Origin of the sequence: Streptomyces sp. NPDC053542 (assembly GCF_044544685.1) — a bacterium.
GTDB lineage: Bacteria > Actinomycetota > Actinomycetes > Streptomycetales > Streptomycetaceae > Streptomyces.
The window spans coordinates 373,391-389,401 of the sequence record NZ_JBITXL010000006.1 but is presented as its reverse complement, the minus strand read 5'-3'; the positions used below and the strand labels follow the sequence as shown (position 1 = coordinate 389,401).

Below are 16,011 nucleotides of genomic sequence, written 5' to 3'. Positions count from 1 at the left end.
GCAGAGAGAGGTAATTCCAATGGCTGGACCCCAGCGCCGCGGTGGCGGCGCCGGTGGCGGCGAGCGGCGGGACCGTAAGGACCGGCGGGACGGCGGCGCAGCTGCCGAGAAGACCGCCTACGTCGAGCGTGTTGTCGCCATCAACCGTGTCGCCAAGGTTGTGAAGGGTGGTCGTCGCTTCAGCTTCACCGCGCTGGTCGTGGTGGGCGACGGTGACGGCACCGTGGGTGTCGGTTACGGCAAGGCCAAGGAGGTGCCGGCCGCCATCGCCAAGGGCGTTGAGGAGGCCAAGAAGCACTTCTTCAAGGTCCCCCGTATCGCCGGCACCATCCCGCACCCCATCCAGGGTGAGAAGGCCGCGGGCGTCGTCCTGCTCAAGCCTGCTTCCCCCGGTACCGGTGTGATCGCCGGTGGCCCGGTGCGCGCCGTGCTCGAGTGCGCCGGCATCCACGACGTGCTGAGCAAGTCGCTCGGTTCGTCGAACCCGATCAACATCGTGCACGCCACGGTGACCGCGCTTCAGGGCCTTCAGCGCCCCGAGGAGATCGCGGCCCGTCGTGGCCTGCCGCTGGAGGACGTTGCTCCCGCCGCTCTGCTGCGGGCGCGTGCCGGGGTGAACGCGTGATGCGCATCAAGATCACCCAGACGAAGTCCTACATCGGTAGCAAGCAGAACCACCGTGACACGCTCCGTTCGCTCGGCCTCAAGCGCCTGAACGACAGCGTCGTCCGGGAGGCCCGTCCCGAGGTTGTCGGCATGGTGCACACCGTGCGTCACCTGGTGACGGTCGAGGAGGTCGACTGACATGGCGGAGAACAACCCGCTGAAGGTCCACAACCTCCGTCCTGCCCCGGGCGCCAAGACCGCCAAGACCCGTGTGGGTCGTGGTGAGGCGTCCAAGGGTAAGACCGCTGGTCGTGGTACCAAGGGCACGAAGGCCCGTTACCAGGTTCCGGAGCGCTTCGAGGGTGGCCAGATGCCCCTCCACATGCGTCTCCCGAAGCTGAAGGGCTTCAAGAACCCCGCTCACAAGCAGTTCCAGGTCGTGAACCTGGAGAAGCTGGCCGCGCTCTACCCGCAGGGTGGCGAGGTCACGGTGGCCGACCTGGTCGCCAAGGGCGCGGTGCGCAACAACGAGCTCGTCAAGGTCCTGGGCCAGGGCGAGATCTCCGTGGCGCTGACGGTGACGGTTGACGCCGTTTCCGGCTCCGCCAAGGAGAAGATCGCCGCTGCCGGCGGCAGCGTCACCGAGCTGCTCTGACACCTCTCTGACGCCGCTCCGACGCGAGTGAATCAACTGACCGGGGATGCCCACGAATTGGGGCATCCCCGGTTGGTCGTTCCAAGGGGGGCATGGTCGCCGGTAAGGTGGCGTGCACTATTGCTGTACTTTCGCCGGGGGCTGTCGCATCGGGGGACTGATGTGACGGACCGCGGAGAATACGCCGCGTGGCCGGGGGCCGCGCGGTTTTCGGCCGCTCAGTATTCGTAGATCCTCAAGACCGTCACCTCTCGCCCACGAGGCGGGGGGCGCAGGAGGCACCGTGCTCACCGCGTTCGCCCGAGCGTTCAAGACGCCCGACCTGCGCAAGAAGCTGCTGTTCACGCTGGGCATCGTGCTGGTCTATCGGCTCGGGGCGCACGTACCGGTTCCAGGAGTGAACTACTCCAACGTCGAAACCTGCATGAAGCAGGCCGGCTCCGGTAGTGGGCTTTTCGGCCTGGTGAACATGTTCAGCGGCGGTGCGCTGCTCAAGATCACACTCTTCGCGCTCGGGATCATGCCGTACATCACGGCGAGCATCATCCTTCAGCTGCTCACCGTGGTGATCCCACGGCTGGAAGCCCTGAAGAAGGAGGGGCAGTCCGGGCAGGCGAAGATCACGCAGTACACCCGGTACCTCACCGTGGCGCTCGCGATCCTGCAGGGCACCGGCCTGGTGGCCACGGCCCGCAGTGGCTCGCTGTTCAGCACCTGCACCCTGCGCAACGAAATCATTCCCGACCCGGCCATCTTCACGACCATCACGATGGTCATCTGCATGACCGCCGGCACCGGCGTCGTCATGTGGCTGGGTGAGCTCATCACGGACCGCGGCATCGGCAACGGAATGTCGATCCTGATGTTCATCTCGATCGCCTCCGGCTTCCCGGCCGCGCTGTGGCAGATCAAGGTCTCCGGCAAGCTCGCCGACGGCTGGATCGAATTCGGCTCCGTGATCGCCATCGGACTCGTGATGATCGCGCTGGTGGTCTTCGTCGAGCAGGCCCAGCGCCGTATCCCCGTGCAGTACGCCAAGCGGATGATCGGGCGTCGTTCGTACGGCGGAACGTCCACCTATATCCCGCTCAAGGTGAATCAGGCAGGTGTGATTCCTGTCATTTTCGCGTCGTCGCTGCTCTACATCCCTGCGCTCATCGCGCAGTTCAGCGGCTCGAAGGCAGGCTGGGCCACGTGGCTTCAGACACACTTCCAGCGCGGAGATGGGCCGGTTTACATCGTTACGTACTTCCTGCTGATCGTGTTCTTCGCCTTCTTCTACGTCGCCATCTCCTTCAACCCCGAAGAAGTTGCCGACAACATGAAGAAGTATGGTGGCTTCATCCCGGGTATCCGGGCTGGTCGCCCGACGGCCGAGTACCTCAGCTACGTGCTCAACCGGATCACGTGGCCGGGCTCGCTGTATCTGGGTCTCATCGCGCTGGTGCCGACGGTGGCGCTGGTGCTGTTCAACGCGGACCAGAATTTCCCGTTCGGCGGGACGAGCATCCTGATCATCGTGGGTGTGGGTCTGGAGACCGTTAAGCAGATCGAGAGCCAGCTTCAGCAGCGTAACTACGAAGGGTTCCTCCGCTGATGCGAATCGTCCTCGTCGGTCCTCCTGGGGCAGGCAAGGGTACGCAGGCTGCGTACCTCGCCGAGAACCTCGCTATCCCGCACATCTCCACGGGTGACCTGTTCCGCGCCAACATCAGCCAGGGCACGCCCCTCGGTCTCAAGGCGAAGTCCTACATGGACGCGGGAAACCTGGTGCCGGACGAGGTCACCATCGGGATGGCACGCGACCGGATGAACCAGGCCGACGCCGCGAACGGCTTCCTGCTGGACGGCTTCCCGCGGAACGTCTCGCAGGCGGAGGCGCTGGACGAGGCCCTCAAGGACGACAGCGTGCAGCTGGACGCGGTCCTGGACCTGGAGGTCCCCGAGGACGAGGTGGTCAAGCGCATCGCCGGCCGCCGCATCTGCCGCAAGGACTCGGGCCATGTCTTCCACGTGGCCTACAACCCGCCGAAGCAGGAGGGCGTCTGCGACGTCTGCGGTGGCGAGCTGTACCAGCGCGACGACGACCGTGAGGACACCGTCCGCAACCGGCTCGAGGTCTACCACACGCAGACCGAGCCGATCATCGACTACTACCGTGCGCAGGGCCTGGTGACCACCATCTCGGCGATGGGCAAGGTCCAGGACGTCACCGCGCGGGCGATGGCGGCGCTGGACCGCCAGGCCGCGTAGCGGCTCACGCACTCTCCGGTACGGCCGTGGTCCCCTGCGGGGGCACCACGGCCGTATCGTGTATATGGCGGCCTGCGGGCCGCCATACATACGAACGTCGTCGGTTCAGGAAGGCCGTGTCATCCTCATGGTGGAGATCAAGACCCCGGAGCAGATCGCGAAGATGCGCGAAGCGGGGCTGGTCGTCGCCGCGATTCACGCCGCGACGCGCGAGGCGGCGGTGCCCGGTGCCACCACGAAGGACCTGGACGACGCCGCGCGCAAGGTGCTGGCCGAGCACGGCGCCAAGTCGAACTTCCTCGGGTACGGCGGCTTCCCCGCGACGATCTGCACGTCGGTGAACGACGTGGTCGTGCACGGCATCCCCTCCGCGGACACCGTCCTGCAGGACGGCGACATCATCTCCATCGACTGCGGCGCGATCGTGGACGGCTGGCACGGTGACGCCGCGTACACGGCCTTCGTGGGCTCCGGTCACTCCGCGGAGCTGATCGAGCTCAGCCGGGTGACCGAGGAGTCGATGTGGGCCGGCATCGCCGCGGTCCGCAAGGGCAACCGCCTGGTCGACATCTCCAAGGCGATCGAGGGCTACATCAAGCGCCAGCCGCGCCCCGCCTCCGGCAAGTACGGCATCGTCGAGGACTACGGCGGCCACGGCATCGGATCGCAGATGCACATGGACCCGCACCTGCTGAACTACGTCGACCGCAAGCGCGGCCGCGGCCCGAAGCTGGTCCCCGGCTTCTGCATCGCCATCGAGCCGATGGTCAACCTCGGCACGGCCAAGACCCACGTCCTCGAGGACGACTGGACCGTGAAGTCCAACGACGGCGGCTGGTCCTCGCACTGGGAGCACTCGGTCGCGCTGACCGAGCAGGGCCCCCTGGTCCTGACCGCCCCGGACGGCGGCAAGGCCAAGCTCGCCGAATACGGTATCGAGACTGCTCCCGATCCCCTGGCGTAACGATCTACGCGGCTGGGCAATAATCGTGGATTCGTCTTTTCGTGTGCACTGACGTAGACTGACGCGTCGGATCTCGTGCATCCGTATGCCTGCGTCCCCGGACGTGGGAGTCGGGTGAATTATACGAGAGCTGATCAAGGTAGCCGATTCGAAGGGCGAAGCGTGGCCAAGAAGCAAGGTGCCATCGAGATCGAGGGCACCGTGATCGAGTCCCTCCCGAACGCGATGTTCAAGGTGGAGCTTCAGAACGGTCACCAGGTCCTCGCGCACATCAGTGGCAAGATGCGGATGCACTACATCCGTATCCTCCCGGATGACCGGGTCGTGGTGGAGCTCTCTCCGTACGACCTGACGCGTGGACGGATCGTCTACCGCTACAAGTAGATCTTGCCGCTGCCCCTCCCGTGGGGCGTACGGCACTGACCCGGAGAACCTCACCCCATGAAGGTCAAGCCGAGCGTCAAGAAGATCTGCGACAAGTGCAAGGTGATCCGCCGCCACGGCCGGGTCATGGTCATCTGCGACAACCTGCGCCACAAGCAGCGCCAGGGCTGAAGCACGACCTGCACTTCGCAGTTCTTCGCGCGACGCAAGCACAAACGTACATACGCAGAGCCCGTCGGGCCGTAAAGGCTGACGACACCTCCGGCGGGGGCCGGGGACCCAGGACGTACCACTGCTCTTCATCCAAGAGCGGTCGGCGACTGGGAGCGGCTCTGTGGCAGACCCCCGAATCAACACAGGAGCCATTCGATGGCACGCGTTTCAGGTGTTGACATCCCGCGCGAAAAGCGCGTGGAGGTCGCCCTCACCTACGTCTTCGGCATCGGCCGCACGCTGGCGAAGCAGACCCTCGCCGCTGCCGGTGTCGACCCGAACACCCGCGTTCGTGACCTTCCCGAAGAGGACCTGGTCAAGATCCGCGAGTACGTGGACGCCAATCTCCAGACCGAGGGTGACCTCCGTCGCGAGATCCAGGCCGACATCCGCCGCAAGGTCGAGATCGGCTGCTACCAGGGCCTGCGCCACCGTCGTGGCCTGCCCGTCCACGGCCAGCGCACCAGCACGAACGCTCGTACCCGCAAGGGCCCGCGTCGCGCGATCGCCGGCAAGAAGAAGCCGGGCAAGAAGTAGTCCTCAGCGGACGCTTATCAGCGGTCTTCGCTGTAGGACCGACCACCTCCACGGGAGTAATGAATGCCTCCGAAGGGCCGTACGGCCGGCGCCAAGAAGGTGCGCCGCAAGGAGAAGAAGAACGTCGCCCACGGGCACGCTCACATCAAGAGCACGTTCAACAACACGATCGTTTCGATCACCGACCCCACCGGCAACGTGATTTCCTGGGCTTCGGCCGGTCACGTGGGCTTCAAGGGTTCGCGGAAGTCGACTCCGTTCGCCGCGCAGATGGCTGCCGAGTCGGCCGCCCGCCGCGCGCAGGAGCACGGCATGCGCAAGGTCGACGTCTTCGTCAAGGGTCCCGGCTCCGGCCGTGAGACCGCGATCCGCTCCCTCCAGGCCACCGGCCTCGAGGTCGGCTCGATCCAGGACGTCACCCCGACCCCGCACAACGGCTGCCGCCCGCCCAAGCGCCGCCGCGTCTGACCAGCTGAAGTAGGAGACACAAGAATATGGCGCGTTACACCGGGGCCGACTGCAAGCGTTGCCGTCGGGAGAAGCAGAAGCTCTTCCTCAAGGGGAGCAAGTGCGAGAGCGCGAAGTGCCCGATCGAGATCCGTCCTTACCCCCCGGGTGAGCACGGTCGCGGGCGCACCAAGGACAGCGAGTACCTGCTGCAGCTGCGCGAGAAGCAGAAGTGCAGCCGTATCTACGGTGTCCTTGAGAAGCAGTTCCTTGGGTACTACAAGGAGGCGAACCAGAAGTCCGGCAAGACCGGTGAGAACCTGCTTCGCATCCTCGAGTCCCGTCTGGACAACGTGGTCTACCGTGCGGGCTTCGCGAAGTCCCGCGACCACGCCCGTCAGCTGGTCCGTCACGGCCACATCAACGTGAACGGCCGCAAGACCGACATCCCGTCGGCCCGCGTGTCCGTGAACGACATCATCGAGGTCCGCGAGAAGTCTCGGAACATGACCCCCTTCCAGGTGGCTCAGGCCGAGGCCGGCGAGAAGACCGTTCCCGCGTGGCTCGAGGCCATCCCCTCGAAGCTGCGGGTCCTCGTGCACTCGCTGCCCGAGCGCCAGGTGATCGACACCCAGGTGCAGGAGCAGCTGATCGTTGAGCTCTACTCCAAGTAAGAGCTGAGCGCCCGCCGGCGGAGCCGGCAAATGGGTTCTGTGGGCGGTGCGGCACTTTTGGGCCGTACCGCCCGTACCCTTGTAGTACAGCGGGCGTCAAATAGCGGGCGTCCTCGACTGAAGGATCAAAAACATGCTGATCGCTCAGCGTCCCTCGTTGACCGAAGAGGTCGTCGACGAGTACCGCTCCCGGTTCGTGATCGAGCCGCTGGAGCCGGGCTTCGGTTACACCCTCGGCAACTCCCTGCGTCGTACGCTCCTCTCCTCGATCCCCGGTGCTGCTGTCACCAGCATCCGGATCGACGGTGTCCTGCACGAGTTCACCACCGTGCCGGGCGTCAAGGAGGACGTCACCGACCTCATCCTGAACATCAAGCAGCTGGTCGTCTCCTCGGAGCACGACGAGCCGGTCGTGATGTACCTGCGCAAGCAGGGCCCCGGCCTGGTCACCGCCGCGGACATCGCCCCGCCGGCCGGTGTCGAGGTGCACAACCCCGACCTGGTCCTCGCCACGCTGAACGGCAAGGGCAAGCTGGAGATGGAGCTGACCGTCGAGCGCGGTCGCGGCTACGTCTCCGCGGTGCAGAACAAGCAGGTGGGCCAGGAGATCGGCCGTATCCCGGTCGACTCCATCTACAGCCCCGTGCTCAAGGTCACCTACAAGGTCGAGGCGACCCGTGTCGAGCAGCGCACCGACTTCGACAAGCTGATCGTCGACGTCGAGACCAAGCAGGCCATGCGCCCGCGTGACGCCATGGCGTCCGCCGGTAAGACCCTGGTCGAGCTGTTCGGTCTGGCGCGCGAGCTCAACATCGACGCCGAGGGCATCGACATGGGCCCGTCCCCCACGGACGCCGCCCTGGCCGCCGACCTGGCGCTGCCGATCGAGGAGCTGGAGCTCACCGTTCGGTCGTACAACTGCCTCAAGCGCGAGGGCATCCACTCCGTGGGTGAGCTCGTCGCCCGCTCCGAGGCGGACCTGCTCGACATCCGCAACTTCGGTGCGAAGTCGATCGACGAGGTCAAGGCGAAGCTGGCCGGCATGGGCCTGGCCCTGAAGGACTCGCCTCCCGGCTTCGACCCGACCGCTGCGGCTGACGCCTTCGGCGCCGACGACGACGCGGATGCGGGATTCGTCGAGACCGAGCAGTACTGAGCTCGGGTCTGACGGCCTGATTTTTGCTGCGGACCGGCTCTGGCTGGTCGCGCAGTTCCCCGCGCCCCTGACCGGGCGCGGGGTCTCCGACGGGCGACCGCCCGCTCGGATACTGACCCCGGTACCTGATACGGCTGGGGCAGACACAGAGGAGAAACACCATGCCGCGTCCCGCCAAGGGTGCCCGTCTGGGCGGCAGCGCCGCGCACGAGCGTCTGCTGCTCGCGAACCTCGCGAAGTCGCTGTTCGAGCACGGCCGCATCACCACGACCGAGGCCAAGGCCCGCCGCCTGCGCCCCGTCGCGGAGAAGCTGATCACCAAGGCGAAGAAGGGCGACATCCACAACCGTCGCCTGGTGCTGGCCACGATCACGGACAAGAGCATCGTGCACACGCTGTTCACCGAGATCGCGCCGCGCTACGCCGAGCGTCCGGGTGGCTACACCCGTATCACCAAGATCGGCAACCGTCGTGGCGACAACGCCCCGATGGCCGTCATCGAGCTGGTCGAGGGCGAGATCGCCAAGAAGGCCACCGTCGACGAGGCCGAGGCCGCGACGAAGCGCGCGGTGAAGGAGGCCGACGAGGCCGCCGCCGCCGAGTCGGCCGAGGAGTCCAAGGACGCCTGAGCCTGATCGAGGCTGTTGGACGGGCCCGTTCCCCTGTGGGGGAGCGGGCCCGTTCCGCTTGAGAGGATGGTCGCGTGAGCGAGGACAACGACGGGCCGGCGCCCGGGCATGTACGGGTGCGGCTGGATCTTTCCTATGACGGGAAGGACTTCTCGGGGTGGGCCAAGCAGCGGGAGCGGCGGACGGTCCAGCGGGAGATCGAGGACGCGCTGCGGACCGTGACGCGGTCGCAGCGGACGTACGAGCTGACCGTGGCGGGGCGCACGGACGCGGGCGTGCACGCGCGCGGCCAGGTGGCCCACGTCGACCTGCCGCAGGAGCTGTGGGCCGAGCACGGTGACAAGCTGCGGCGGCGGCTCGCCGGGCGGCTGCCGAAGGACGTACGGATCTGGCGGGTGGCCGAGGCCCCGGCCGGGTTCAACGCCCGGTTCTCGGCGATCTGGCGCCGGTACGCGTACCGGGTCACCGATCACCCCGGCGGCGTCGACCCGCTGCTGCGCGGGCACGTGCTGTGGCACGACTGGGACCTGGACGTCGCGGCGATGAATGAGGCGTCGCAGCCGCTGCTGGGCGAGCACGACTTCGCGGCGTACTGCAAGCGCCGCGAGGGCGCGACGACCATCCGTACGCTCCAGGAGCTGCGCTGGGAGCGGGACGCGGACGGGATCATCACCGCGACCGTGAAGGCGGACGCGTTCTGCCACAACATGGTGCGGTCGCTGGTCGGCGCGCTGCTGTTCGTCGGCGACGGGCACCGGCCCGTGGAGTGGCCGGGCAAGGTGCTCGCGGCGGGCGTGCGGGACTCGGCGGTGCACGTCGTACGGCCGCACGGGCTGACCCTGGAGGAGGTCGGCTACCCGGCCGACGAGCTGCTCGCGGCCCGCAACAAGGAGGCGCGCAACAAGCGGACCCTGCCGGGCGCGGGCTGCTGCTGAGCGCAGGAGCGGGGCCGAGCGCGGGGGCGGGGCAGGTGCCCCGCCCGCGGCGGCTCAGTTCTTCTGCTGCTCCAGCTGCTTCTGCTGCTTCTTCGCCACCGCGTCGGCCTGGTCCCGCCCGTGCTGCATGATGCGGTTCCAGGCGTACGCGGCGCCGTCCCGGCTCGCCTGGAGGGCCTGGGTCTCGCTGGTGGTGACGGCCTTGCCGTTGAGGTAGCCGGCGATCGTGAAGTACGCGTACCGGCCGGCCGCGTTCGCGGAGGTCCGGCAGGCGGTGGCCTGGCAGAACGGGGCGACCTTGCCGCCGGCGAGGGCGGCGAGGTTGGGCTTGTACTCGTTCTTGACCGCGGTGGCCGCCGCCTTCGTCTCGAAGCGGGCGACGCCGACCGTGACCGCGACGCCGTCCTTGGAGAAGGTGGCGCGCAGCAGCTTCTGGCAGCCGTGCTTGTTCAGTACCGCGCCGAGGCCGCCCTGCGCGACGCTCGCGCAGCTGCCGGTGGCGCCGGTGGTGGCCTTCGGGTACACGCGGCCGCCGGCCGTCAGCTGCTTCTCGGGGAAGAGCGAGGCGGTGGTGAGCGGCGCGGTGTCCTTCTTGGGGTCGGTGATGTAGTCCACCGGGTCCGGCGGCGGCGGGACGTTCACGTCGGAGAAGGTCGGCTTGGGCTCGGCCTTCTCGTCGGGGAGCTTCTCGGGTGAGGGCAGCGCCGAGGGTTTGTTGCTGCCGCCATTGCTGCTGATCACCGCCGTGGCGACGATGCCGGCCACCGCGAGGGTGGCCAGGGCGCCGCCGCCGATCATCAGCAGCCGCTTGCGCTTTCCGCTTGCCTCGCTCTGCTCCGCCAGCGCGTTCCAGTCCGGCGTGGACGAAGCGGACGGACCCTCACCCCCGGGGCCGTACGGCCCCCCTTGCCCAAAGCTCATGGCGCGCATCCTAGTGCTCACGCGTGACATGGCGGGGGCCGGTGCCGGGCGGCCCGGGAAACCCGTTTGGCCCATGAGCGGTACGGGCCCGACAATTCCCCGCATGGGACATGTGGAAGCGGGACACCTGGAGTACTACCTGCCCGATGGGCGGGTCCTGCTGGGGGACGTGTCCTTCCGCGTGGGGGAGGGCGCCACGGTCGCGCTGGTCGGGGCGAACGGCGCGGGCAAGACGACGCTGCTGAAGCTGATCGCGGGAGAGCTGCAGCCGCACGGCGGGGCGGTGACGGTCAGCGGCGGGCTCGGGGTGATGCCGCAGTTCGTGGGCTCGGTGCGCGATGACCGGACGGTGCGGGACCTGCTGGTGTCGGTGGCCCAGCCGCGGCTGCGGGCGGCGGCGAAGGCGGTGGACGAAGCGGAGCACGCCGTCATGACCGTCGACGACGAGGCCGCGCAGATGGCGTACGCACAGGCCCTGAGCGACTGGGCCGAGGCGCGCGGCTACGAGGCCGAGACGGTCTGGGACATGTGCACGATGGCCGCGCTGGGCGTCCCGTACGAGAAGGCGCAGTGGCGGCAGGTGCGCACGCTCTCCGGCGGCGAGCAGAAGCGGCTGGTCCTGGAGTCGCTGCTGCGCGGCACGGACGAGGTGCTGCTGCTGGACGAGCCGGACAACTATCTGGACGTGCCGGGCAAGCGCTGGCTGGAGGAGCGGCTGCGCGAGACCAAGAAGACGGTCCTCTTCGTCAGCCACGACCGGGAGCTGCTGGCCCGCTCCGCGGAGAAGATCGTCAGCGTCGAGCCGGGGCCGGCGGGCAGCGACGTGTGGGTGCACGGCGGCGGCTTCGGCACGTACCACGAGGCGCGCAAGGAGCGGTTCGCGCGCTTCGAGGAGCTGCGGCGGCGCTGGGACGAGAAGCACGAGCAGCTGAAGAAGCTGGTACGCAATCTCCGGCAGGCCGCGGAGAACAGCCACGAGATGGCCTCGCGCTACCACGCGGCGCAGACCAGGCTGAAGAAGTTCGAGGAGGCCGGGCCGCCGCCGGAGCCGCCGCGCGAGCAGGACATCACGATGCGGCTGCACGGCGGCCGGACCGGCGTACGGGCCGTGACCTGCGAGAACCTTGAGCTGACGGGCCTCATGAAGCCCTTCTCGCTGGAGATCTTCTACGGCGAGCGGGTCGCGGTCCTCGGCTCGAACGGCTCGGGCAAGTCGCACTTCCTGCGGCTGCTGGCGGGGGACGACGTCGCGCACACGGGCACGTGGAAGCTGGGCGCCCGCGTCGTACCGGGCCACTTCGCGCAGACCCACGCCCACCCGGAGCTGGAGGGCCGCACCCTCCTCGACATCCTGTGGACGGAGCACGCCAAGGACCGCGGCAAGGCGATGAGCGCCCTGCGCCGGTACGAACTCAGCCGCCAGGCCGAGCAGCGCTTCGACCGGCTGTCGGGCGGACAGCAGGCCCGCTTCCAGATCCTCCTCCTGGAGCTGGCGGGCACCACCGCGCTGCTCCTGGACGAGCCGACCGACAACCTCGACCTGGAGTCGGCGGAGGCGCTGCAGGAGGGGCTGGAGGCGTACGACGGGACGGTGCTGGCCGTGACGCACGACCGCTGGTTCGCGCGCTCCTTCGACCGGTACCTGGTCTTCGGGGCGGACGGCCGGGTACGGGAGACGTCCGAGCCCGTCTGGGACGAACGCCGTGTCGAGCGGGAGCGGTAGCGGCGTCCGCTTCTAGCCTGGGCGGATGACGCAATGGCTGCTGCGGCCCGCTTCCTGGCCGCTGCGGGCCGTGGCCGCCGGACTGATGGCCGTGGTGGTGTGGGCGACCGTGCGGCGCGGCGGGCACCTCGGAATGGACAACGCGTTCGCCGTGCGGGCCGCGCGTGCCCTGCTGGACGGCGGGGCGCCCTACGCCGACAAGCGGTTCCTGTATCTGCCGGGAGCGGTCCTCGCGGCCGTCCCCGAGGCGCTGCTCCCGCAGGGCTGGACGACATGGCTCGTACCGGCCGCCGGCGTCGGGCTCGTCCTGGCGGGCTGGTGGCTGAGCCTGCGGATCTTCGGGGTCGCGGCGGGCAGCAGGCTCGCCGTGCTGGCGGTGGCCGCGCTGCCGTTCTTCCAGCCGTTCCGCAACCTCGTCACGCTCGGGAACTGGACGCTGGCCTCGGTGGTGGCCCTGCCTCTGGCGCTGCTGCTGGCCAGCCGGGAGCGGTGGGTGGCGGCCGGTGCGGTCATCGGGGCGGCGCTGGCGGTGAAGCCGATGCTCGTGCCCGTCCTGCTGCTCTTCGTGTTCGCGCGGCGGTGGCGGGCGCTGGCCGTGGCGATCGGCGTGCCCCTCCTGGTGTCCCTCCTCGCCGCGCTCGTGATGCCGCGCCCCGGGATGTTCCTCACCCGCACGCTGCCCTTCCTGCTGCGCGGGCAGGACGTCTTCGCGCGGCCGTACGACGCCTCGCTCGGCGCGGTCCTGGCCCGGCTCGGGCTGCCGGAGCCGGTGGCCCTCGGGGTGGCCGTGCTCGCGGCCGCCGCCGGGGTGGCCTGCGCTTATCTGCGCTGGCGGCGCGGGGACGCGGGGCCGCTGCGGCTCGTCGAGACGGCCGCGATGCTGCTGCTCGCCGCCTTCCTCGTCTCCCGCCCCTCCTTCGACCACTACCTGCTGGTCGTGCTCGGCCCGCTGCTGGCCTCCGTCGCCGTACCGGGCGCCGCGCCCCGTACCGTGTGGTTCTGGATCGCTCTCGTACCCCAGGTCGCCGGTCTCGACTGGCCGCACCTGGAGGACATCAGGCGGCGGGCCTTCAAGGACGCGGCGATGCTGTGGACGCTGGCCGCCGTGCTGGCGTGCGGCTGCCTGAGCCGGGGGAACGCCCGGTCGGGCGGCCGGAGCAGCGATGGCGAGGATCGCACCCCCGTACGGGGCGCGTTTTGACCCGCCTGGGGGAGGCCCGGTATTCTGCCGGTTCGTTATGCGTATTGGCTTGCTCTATCTCACGTGAGGGGCCCTTACGCCGGTCCACCGGACCGATGACCGACGGCAGGCAATGGGTTGCGTCGCCCGGAGCCGCCATTCTCGGATTGTCGTTCGAAGCGACCAGTACAGGTCCCAATCACTCAGAAGCGAAGGCTAAAACGTGCGTACGTTCAGCCCCAAGCCCGGCGATGTCCAGCGCCAGTGGCACATCATTGACGCGCAGGACGTTGTCCTGGGCCGTCTGGCATCTCAGGCCGCGTCCCTCCTGCGGGGCAAGCACAAGCCGGTCTACGCCCCTCACGTCGACACCGGTGACTTCGTCATCATCATCAACGCCGACAAGGTGCACCTGTCCGGCAACAAGCGGTCGCAGAAGATGGCGTACCGCCACTCCGGCTTCCCGGGTGGTCTGCGCTCCGTCCGCTACGACGAGCTGCTCGACAAGAACCCCGAGAAGGCTGTCGAGAAGGCCATCAAGGGCATGCTCCCCAAGAACACCCTGGGCCGTCAGATGCTCTCGAAGCTGAAGGTCTACGCGGGCGCCGAGCACCCGCACGCTGCTCAGCAGCCGGTCCCGTTCGAGATCACCCAGGTCGCGCAGTAAGTCCGGCCACCCCCTAAGACGAAGAGAATCTGAGGAGCATCGTGGCTGAGACCACCGCCGAGACCCCGCTCGAGGTCGAGGAGTACACCACCGAGACCGAGGCGCCGCTGGAGGGTGAGTACACCTCCGAGTCCCTCGCCTCCCGCTTCGGTGACCCGCAGCCGGCCGCCGGCCTGGGCCGCCGCAAGAACGCCATCGCCCGCGTCCGGATCATCCCGGGCACCGGCCAGTGGAAGATCAACGGTCGCACCCTCGAGGGTTACTTCCCGAACAAGGTGCACCAGCAGGAAGTCAACGAGCCCTTCAAGGTGCTCGAGCTCGACAACCGCTACGACGTTGTCGCCCGCATCTCCGGCGGCGGCATCTCCGGCCAGGCCGGCGCGCTGCGCCTGGGCGTGGCCCGTGCGCTGAACGAGGCGGACGTCGAGAACAACCGCGGCCCGCTGAAGAAGGCCGGCTTCCTGAAGCGCGACGACCGTGCGGTCGAGCGCAAGAAGTCGGGTCTGAAGAAGGCCCGCAAGGCGCCGCAGTACAGCAAGCGCTAATCACGCTCGCTGCCTCGTGTGCAGCTTTCGCGCTTCGTGCGCAGCTTGGCGAACGCCCCGGGGGCACTTTCCGTGCCGCCGGGGCGTTCGGCTATCCGGGACCAGATAGGCGTATACCTGGACATAGCGGTCTGGTCCAAGCTCATGAACTCGGAGGACACCAGTGGGACGACTCTTCGGCACGGACGGGGTGCGCGGCGTCGCCAATGCGGATCTGACGGCAGAGCTCGCGCTCGGCCTGTCGGTCGCTGCGGCGCATGTGCTTGCGGAAGCGGGCACTTTTGAAGACCACCGGCCGGTGGCCGTGGTCGGGCGCGACCCCCGGGCGTCGGGGGAGTTCCTGGAGTCCGCCGTGGTGGCGGGGCTGGCCAGCGCGGGCGTGGACGTGCTGCGGGTGGGCGTGCTGCCGACCCCGGCGGTGGCGTACCTCACCGGCGCGCTCGGCGCCGACCTGGGCGTGATGCTCTCCGCGAGCCACAACCCGATGCCCGACAACGGCATCAAGTTCTTCGCGCGCGGCGGGCACAAACTCGCCGACGAGCTGGAGGACCGGATCGAGAGCATGTACCGCGGGCACGTCGCCGGCGAGCCGTGGGAGCGGCCGACCGGCGCGGGCGTGGGCCGGGTCAGGGACTACGCCGAGGGCTTCGACAACTACGTCGCGCACCTGGTCGGCGTGCTGCCGAACCGCCTGGACGGCCTGAAGGTCGTCATCGACGGCGCGCACGGCGCGGCCGCGCGGGTCTCCCCGGAGGCGTTCGCGCGGGCCGGCGCCGAGGTCGTCACGATCGGCACCGACCCCGACGGGCTGAACATCAACGACGGCTGCGGCTCCACGCACCTGGAGAAGCTGCGCGCCGCGGTCGTCGAGCACCGCGCCGACCTGGGTGTCGCGCACGACGGCGACGCGGACCGCTGCCTGGCCGTGGACGCGGCGGGCAACGAGGTCGACGGCGACCAGATCCTCGCCGTCCTCGCCCTCGGCATGCGCGACGCGGGCACGCTGCGGCAGAACACCGTCGTCGCCACGGTCATGTCCAACCTGGGCTTCAAGCTGGCGCTGGAGCGCGAGGGCATCGAGCTGGTGCGCACCGCGGTCGGCGACCGGTACGTCCTGGAGGAGATGAAGGCCCAGGGCTTCGCGCTGGGCGGCGAGCAGTCCGGGCACGTCATCGTGCTGGACCACGCCACGACCGGCGACGGCACGCTGACCGGCCTGATGCTGGCGGCGCGGGTCGCGGCGACGGGCCGCTCGCTGGCCGAGCTGGCGGGCGTCATGGAGCGGCTGCCGCAGGTCCTGATCAACGTCCCCGACGTGGACAAGTCCCGGGTCGCCACCTCCGCCGAGCTGTCGGCCGCGGTGACCGACGCGGAGCGCGAGCTGGGCGCGACGGGCCGTGTCCTGCTGCGCTCCTCCGGCACGGAGCCGCTGGTCCGCGTCATGGTGGAGGCCGCGGACCTGGAACAGGCGAAGGCGGTGGCCGGCCAGCTGGCCGATGTCGTGAAGTCCGCGCTGGGCTGA

At 68.8% G+C, this 16,011-nt stretch carries 20 protein-coding genes; 19 read left to right on the top strand and 1 reads right to left on the bottom strand.

Annotation, left to right across the window (positions count from 1 at the left end):
• Positions 1-19: 19 nt before the first annotated feature.
• From rpsE to truA, 14 genes are all read left to right on the top strand, one after another.
• Positions 20-625 carry a 30S ribosomal protein S5 gene (rpsE, locus tag ACIGXO_RS19560; protein ID WP_030262835.1) on the top strand — a complete coding sequence of 202 codons (606 nt, stop codon included), beginning with the start codon at positions 20-22 and terminating at the stop codon, positions 623-625.
• The gene (rpmD, locus tag ACIGXO_RS19555) at positions 622-804 is read left to right on the top strand and encodes a 50S ribosomal protein L30 (protein ID WP_031050958.1); all 183 of its coding nucleotides are present in this window, start codon (positions 622-624) and stop codon (positions 802-804) included. The genes rpsE and rpmD overlap by 4 nt, the downstream gene beginning before the upstream one ends.
• 1 nt (position 805) lies before the next feature.
• A complete protein-coding gene (rplO, locus tag ACIGXO_RS19550; protein WP_351590560.1) occupies positions 806-1,261 on the top strand; it encodes a 50S ribosomal protein L15 in 456 nt (151 codons plus the stop codon).
• Positions 1,262-1,544: 283 nt separating this feature from the next.
• A complete protein-coding gene (gene secY, locus ACIGXO_RS19545) occupies positions 1,545-2,858 on the top strand; it encodes a preprotein translocase subunit SecY (protein WP_030262844.1) in 1,314 nt (437 codons plus the stop codon).
• The gene (locus tag ACIGXO_RS19540; RefSeq protein ID WP_399788021.1) at positions 2,858-3,514 is read left to right on the top strand and encodes an adenylate kinase; all 657 of its coding nucleotides are present in this window, start codon (positions 2,858-2,860) and stop codon (positions 3,512-3,514) included. The genes secY and ACIGXO_RS19540 overlap by 1 nt, the downstream gene beginning before the upstream one ends.
• 127 nt (positions 3,515-3,641) lie before the next feature.
• Positions 3,642-4,478: a type I methionyl aminopeptidase gene (map, locus tag ACIGXO_RS19535; protein WP_399788017.1), complete on the top strand. Its 837-nt coding sequence runs from the start codon at positions 3,642-3,644 to the stop codon at positions 4,476-4,478.
• A gap of 162 nt (positions 4,479-4,640) precedes the next feature.
• Complete coding sequence (infA, locus tag ACIGXO_RS19530) at positions 4,641-4,862, top strand: translation initiation factor IF-1 (RefSeq protein WP_030262853.1); 222 nt, start codon at positions 4,641-4,643, stop codon at positions 4,860-4,862.
• Positions 4,863-4,919: 57 nt separating this feature from the next.
• A complete protein-coding gene (rpmJ, locus tag ACIGXO_RS19525; protein ID WP_003956441.1) occupies positions 4,920-5,033 on the top strand; it encodes a 50S ribosomal protein L36 in 114 nt (37 codons plus the stop codon).
• A gap of 198 nt (positions 5,034-5,231) precedes the next feature.
• Positions 5,232-5,612 carry a 30S ribosomal protein S13 gene (gene rpsM / locus ACIGXO_RS19520; RefSeq protein WP_030262856.1) on the top strand — a complete coding sequence of 127 codons (381 nt, stop codon included), beginning with the start codon at positions 5,232-5,234 and terminating at the stop codon, positions 5,610-5,612.
• Between the two features lie 63 nt (positions 5,613-5,675).
• On the top strand, positions 5,676-6,080 hold the full coding sequence (gene rpsK, locus ACIGXO_RS19515) for a 30S ribosomal protein S11 (RefSeq protein ID WP_004571845.1): 405 nt from the start codon (positions 5,676-5,678) through the stop codon (positions 6,078-6,080).
• A gap of 26 nt (positions 6,081-6,106) precedes the next feature.
• Positions 6,107-6,733, top strand: coding sequence for a 30S ribosomal protein S4 (gene rpsD, locus ACIGXO_RS19510; RefSeq protein WP_031050966.1), 627 nt, complete (start codon positions 6,107-6,109; stop codon positions 6,731-6,733).
• 133 nt (positions 6,734-6,866) lie between these two features.
• Complete coding sequence (locus ACIGXO_RS19505; protein ID WP_003956430.1) at positions 6,867-7,889, top strand: DNA-directed RNA polymerase subunit alpha; 1,023 nt, start codon at positions 6,867-6,869, stop codon at positions 7,887-7,889.
• Positions 7,890-8,050: 161 nt separating this feature from the next.
• Positions 8,051-8,518, top strand: coding sequence for a 50S ribosomal protein L17 (gene rplQ / locus ACIGXO_RS19500; RefSeq protein ID WP_031050968.1), 468 nt, complete (start codon positions 8,051-8,053; stop codon positions 8,516-8,518).
• A 74-nt stretch (positions 8,519-8,592) separates the two neighbouring features.
• On the top strand, positions 8,593-9,453 hold the full coding sequence (truA, locus tag ACIGXO_RS19495) for a tRNA pseudouridine(38-40) synthase TruA (RefSeq protein WP_399788012.1): 861 nt from the start codon (positions 8,593-8,595) through the stop codon (positions 9,451-9,453).
• A gap of 54 nt (positions 9,454-9,507) precedes the next feature.
• On the opposite strand, the gene ACIGXO_RS19490 is transcribed toward truA, so the two are convergent.
• Positions 9,508-10,374 (bottom strand): hypothetical protein, encoded by an 867-nt coding sequence (locus tag ACIGXO_RS19490; RefSeq protein ID WP_399788008.1) that lies wholly within the window; start codon positions 10,372-10,374, stop codon positions 9,508-9,510.
• Between the two features lie 103 nt (positions 10,375-10,477).
• Here ACIGXO_RS19490 and ACIGXO_RS19485 point away from each other — a divergent pair, with 103 nt between their 5' ends.
• The 5 genes from ACIGXO_RS19485 (at position 10,478) to glmM (ending at position 16,011) form a co-directional block, all read left to right on the top strand.
• Complete coding sequence (locus ACIGXO_RS19485) at positions 10,478-12,097, top strand: ABC-F family ATP-binding cassette domain-containing protein (protein ID WP_399788005.1); 1,620 nt, start codon at positions 10,478-10,480, stop codon at positions 12,095-12,097.
• A 25-nt stretch (positions 12,098-12,122) separates the two neighbouring features.
• Complete coding sequence (locus ACIGXO_RS19480; protein ID WP_399788002.1) at positions 12,123-13,298, top strand: glycosyltransferase family 87 protein; 1,176 nt, start codon at positions 12,123-12,125, stop codon at positions 13,296-13,298.
• 202 nt (positions 13,299-13,500) lie between these two features.
• The gene (gene rplM / locus ACIGXO_RS19475) at positions 13,501-13,944 is read left to right on the top strand and encodes a 50S ribosomal protein L13 (RefSeq protein WP_030619882.1); all 444 of its coding nucleotides are present in this window, start codon (positions 13,501-13,503) and stop codon (positions 13,942-13,944) included.
• Between the two features lie 41 nt (positions 13,945-13,985).
• Entirely contained in the window at positions 13,986-14,489 is a 504-nt protein-coding gene (gene rpsI, locus ACIGXO_RS19470; protein ID WP_030262889.1) for a 30S ribosomal protein S9, read from the top strand.
• A 163-nt stretch (positions 14,490-14,652) separates the two neighbouring features.
• On the top strand, positions 14,653-16,011 hold the full coding sequence (glmM, locus tag ACIGXO_RS19465) for a phosphoglucosamine mutase (protein ID WP_399787997.1): 1,359 nt from the start codon (positions 14,653-14,655) through the stop codon (positions 16,009-16,011).

Coding starts and splice junctions, on each gene's coding strand:
- rpsE (WP_030262835.1), top strand. CDS start 20: ATGGCTGGACCCCAGCGCCGCGGTGGCGGCGCCGGTGGCGGCGAGCGG.
- rplO (WP_351590560.1), top strand. CDS start 806: ATGGCGGAGAACAACCCGCTGAAGGTCCACAACCTCCGTCCTGCCCCG.
- ACIGXO_RS19540 (WP_399788021.1), top strand. CDS start 2,858: ATGCGAATCGTCCTCGTCGGTCCTCCTGGGGCAGGCAAGGGTACGCAG.
- map (WP_399788017.1), top strand. CDS start 3,642: ATGGTGGAGATCAAGACCCCGGAGCAGATCGCGAAGATGCGCGAAGCG.
- rpmJ (WP_003956441.1), top strand. CDS start 4,920: ATGAAGGTCAAGCCGAGCGTCAAGAAGATCTGCGACAAGTGCAAGGTG.
- rpsM (WP_030262856.1), top strand. CDS start 5,232: ATGGCACGCGTTTCAGGTGTTGACATCCCGCGCGAAAAGCGCGTGGAG.
- rpsK (WP_004571845.1), top strand. CDS start 5,676: ATGCCTCCGAAGGGCCGTACGGCCGGCGCCAAGAAGGTGCGCCGCAAG.
- rpsD (WP_031050966.1), top strand. CDS start 6,107: ATGGCGCGTTACACCGGGGCCGACTGCAAGCGTTGCCGTCGGGAGAAG.
- ACIGXO_RS19505 (WP_003956430.1), top strand. CDS start 6,867: ATGCTGATCGCTCAGCGTCCCTCGTTGACCGAAGAGGTCGTCGACGAG.
- rplQ (WP_031050968.1), top strand. CDS start 8,051: ATGCCGCGTCCCGCCAAGGGTGCCCGTCTGGGCGGCAGCGCCGCGCAC.
- ACIGXO_RS19490 (WP_399788008.1), bottom strand. CDS start 10,374: ATGAGCTTTGGGCAAGGGGGGCCGTACGGCCCCGGGGGTGAGGGTCCG.
- ACIGXO_RS19485 (WP_399788005.1), top strand. CDS start 10,478: ATGGGACATGTGGAAGCGGGACACCTGGAGTACTACCTGCCCGATGGG.
- ACIGXO_RS19480 (WP_399788002.1), top strand. CDS start 12,123: ATGACGCAATGGCTGCTGCGGCCCGCTTCCTGGCCGCTGCGGGCCGTG.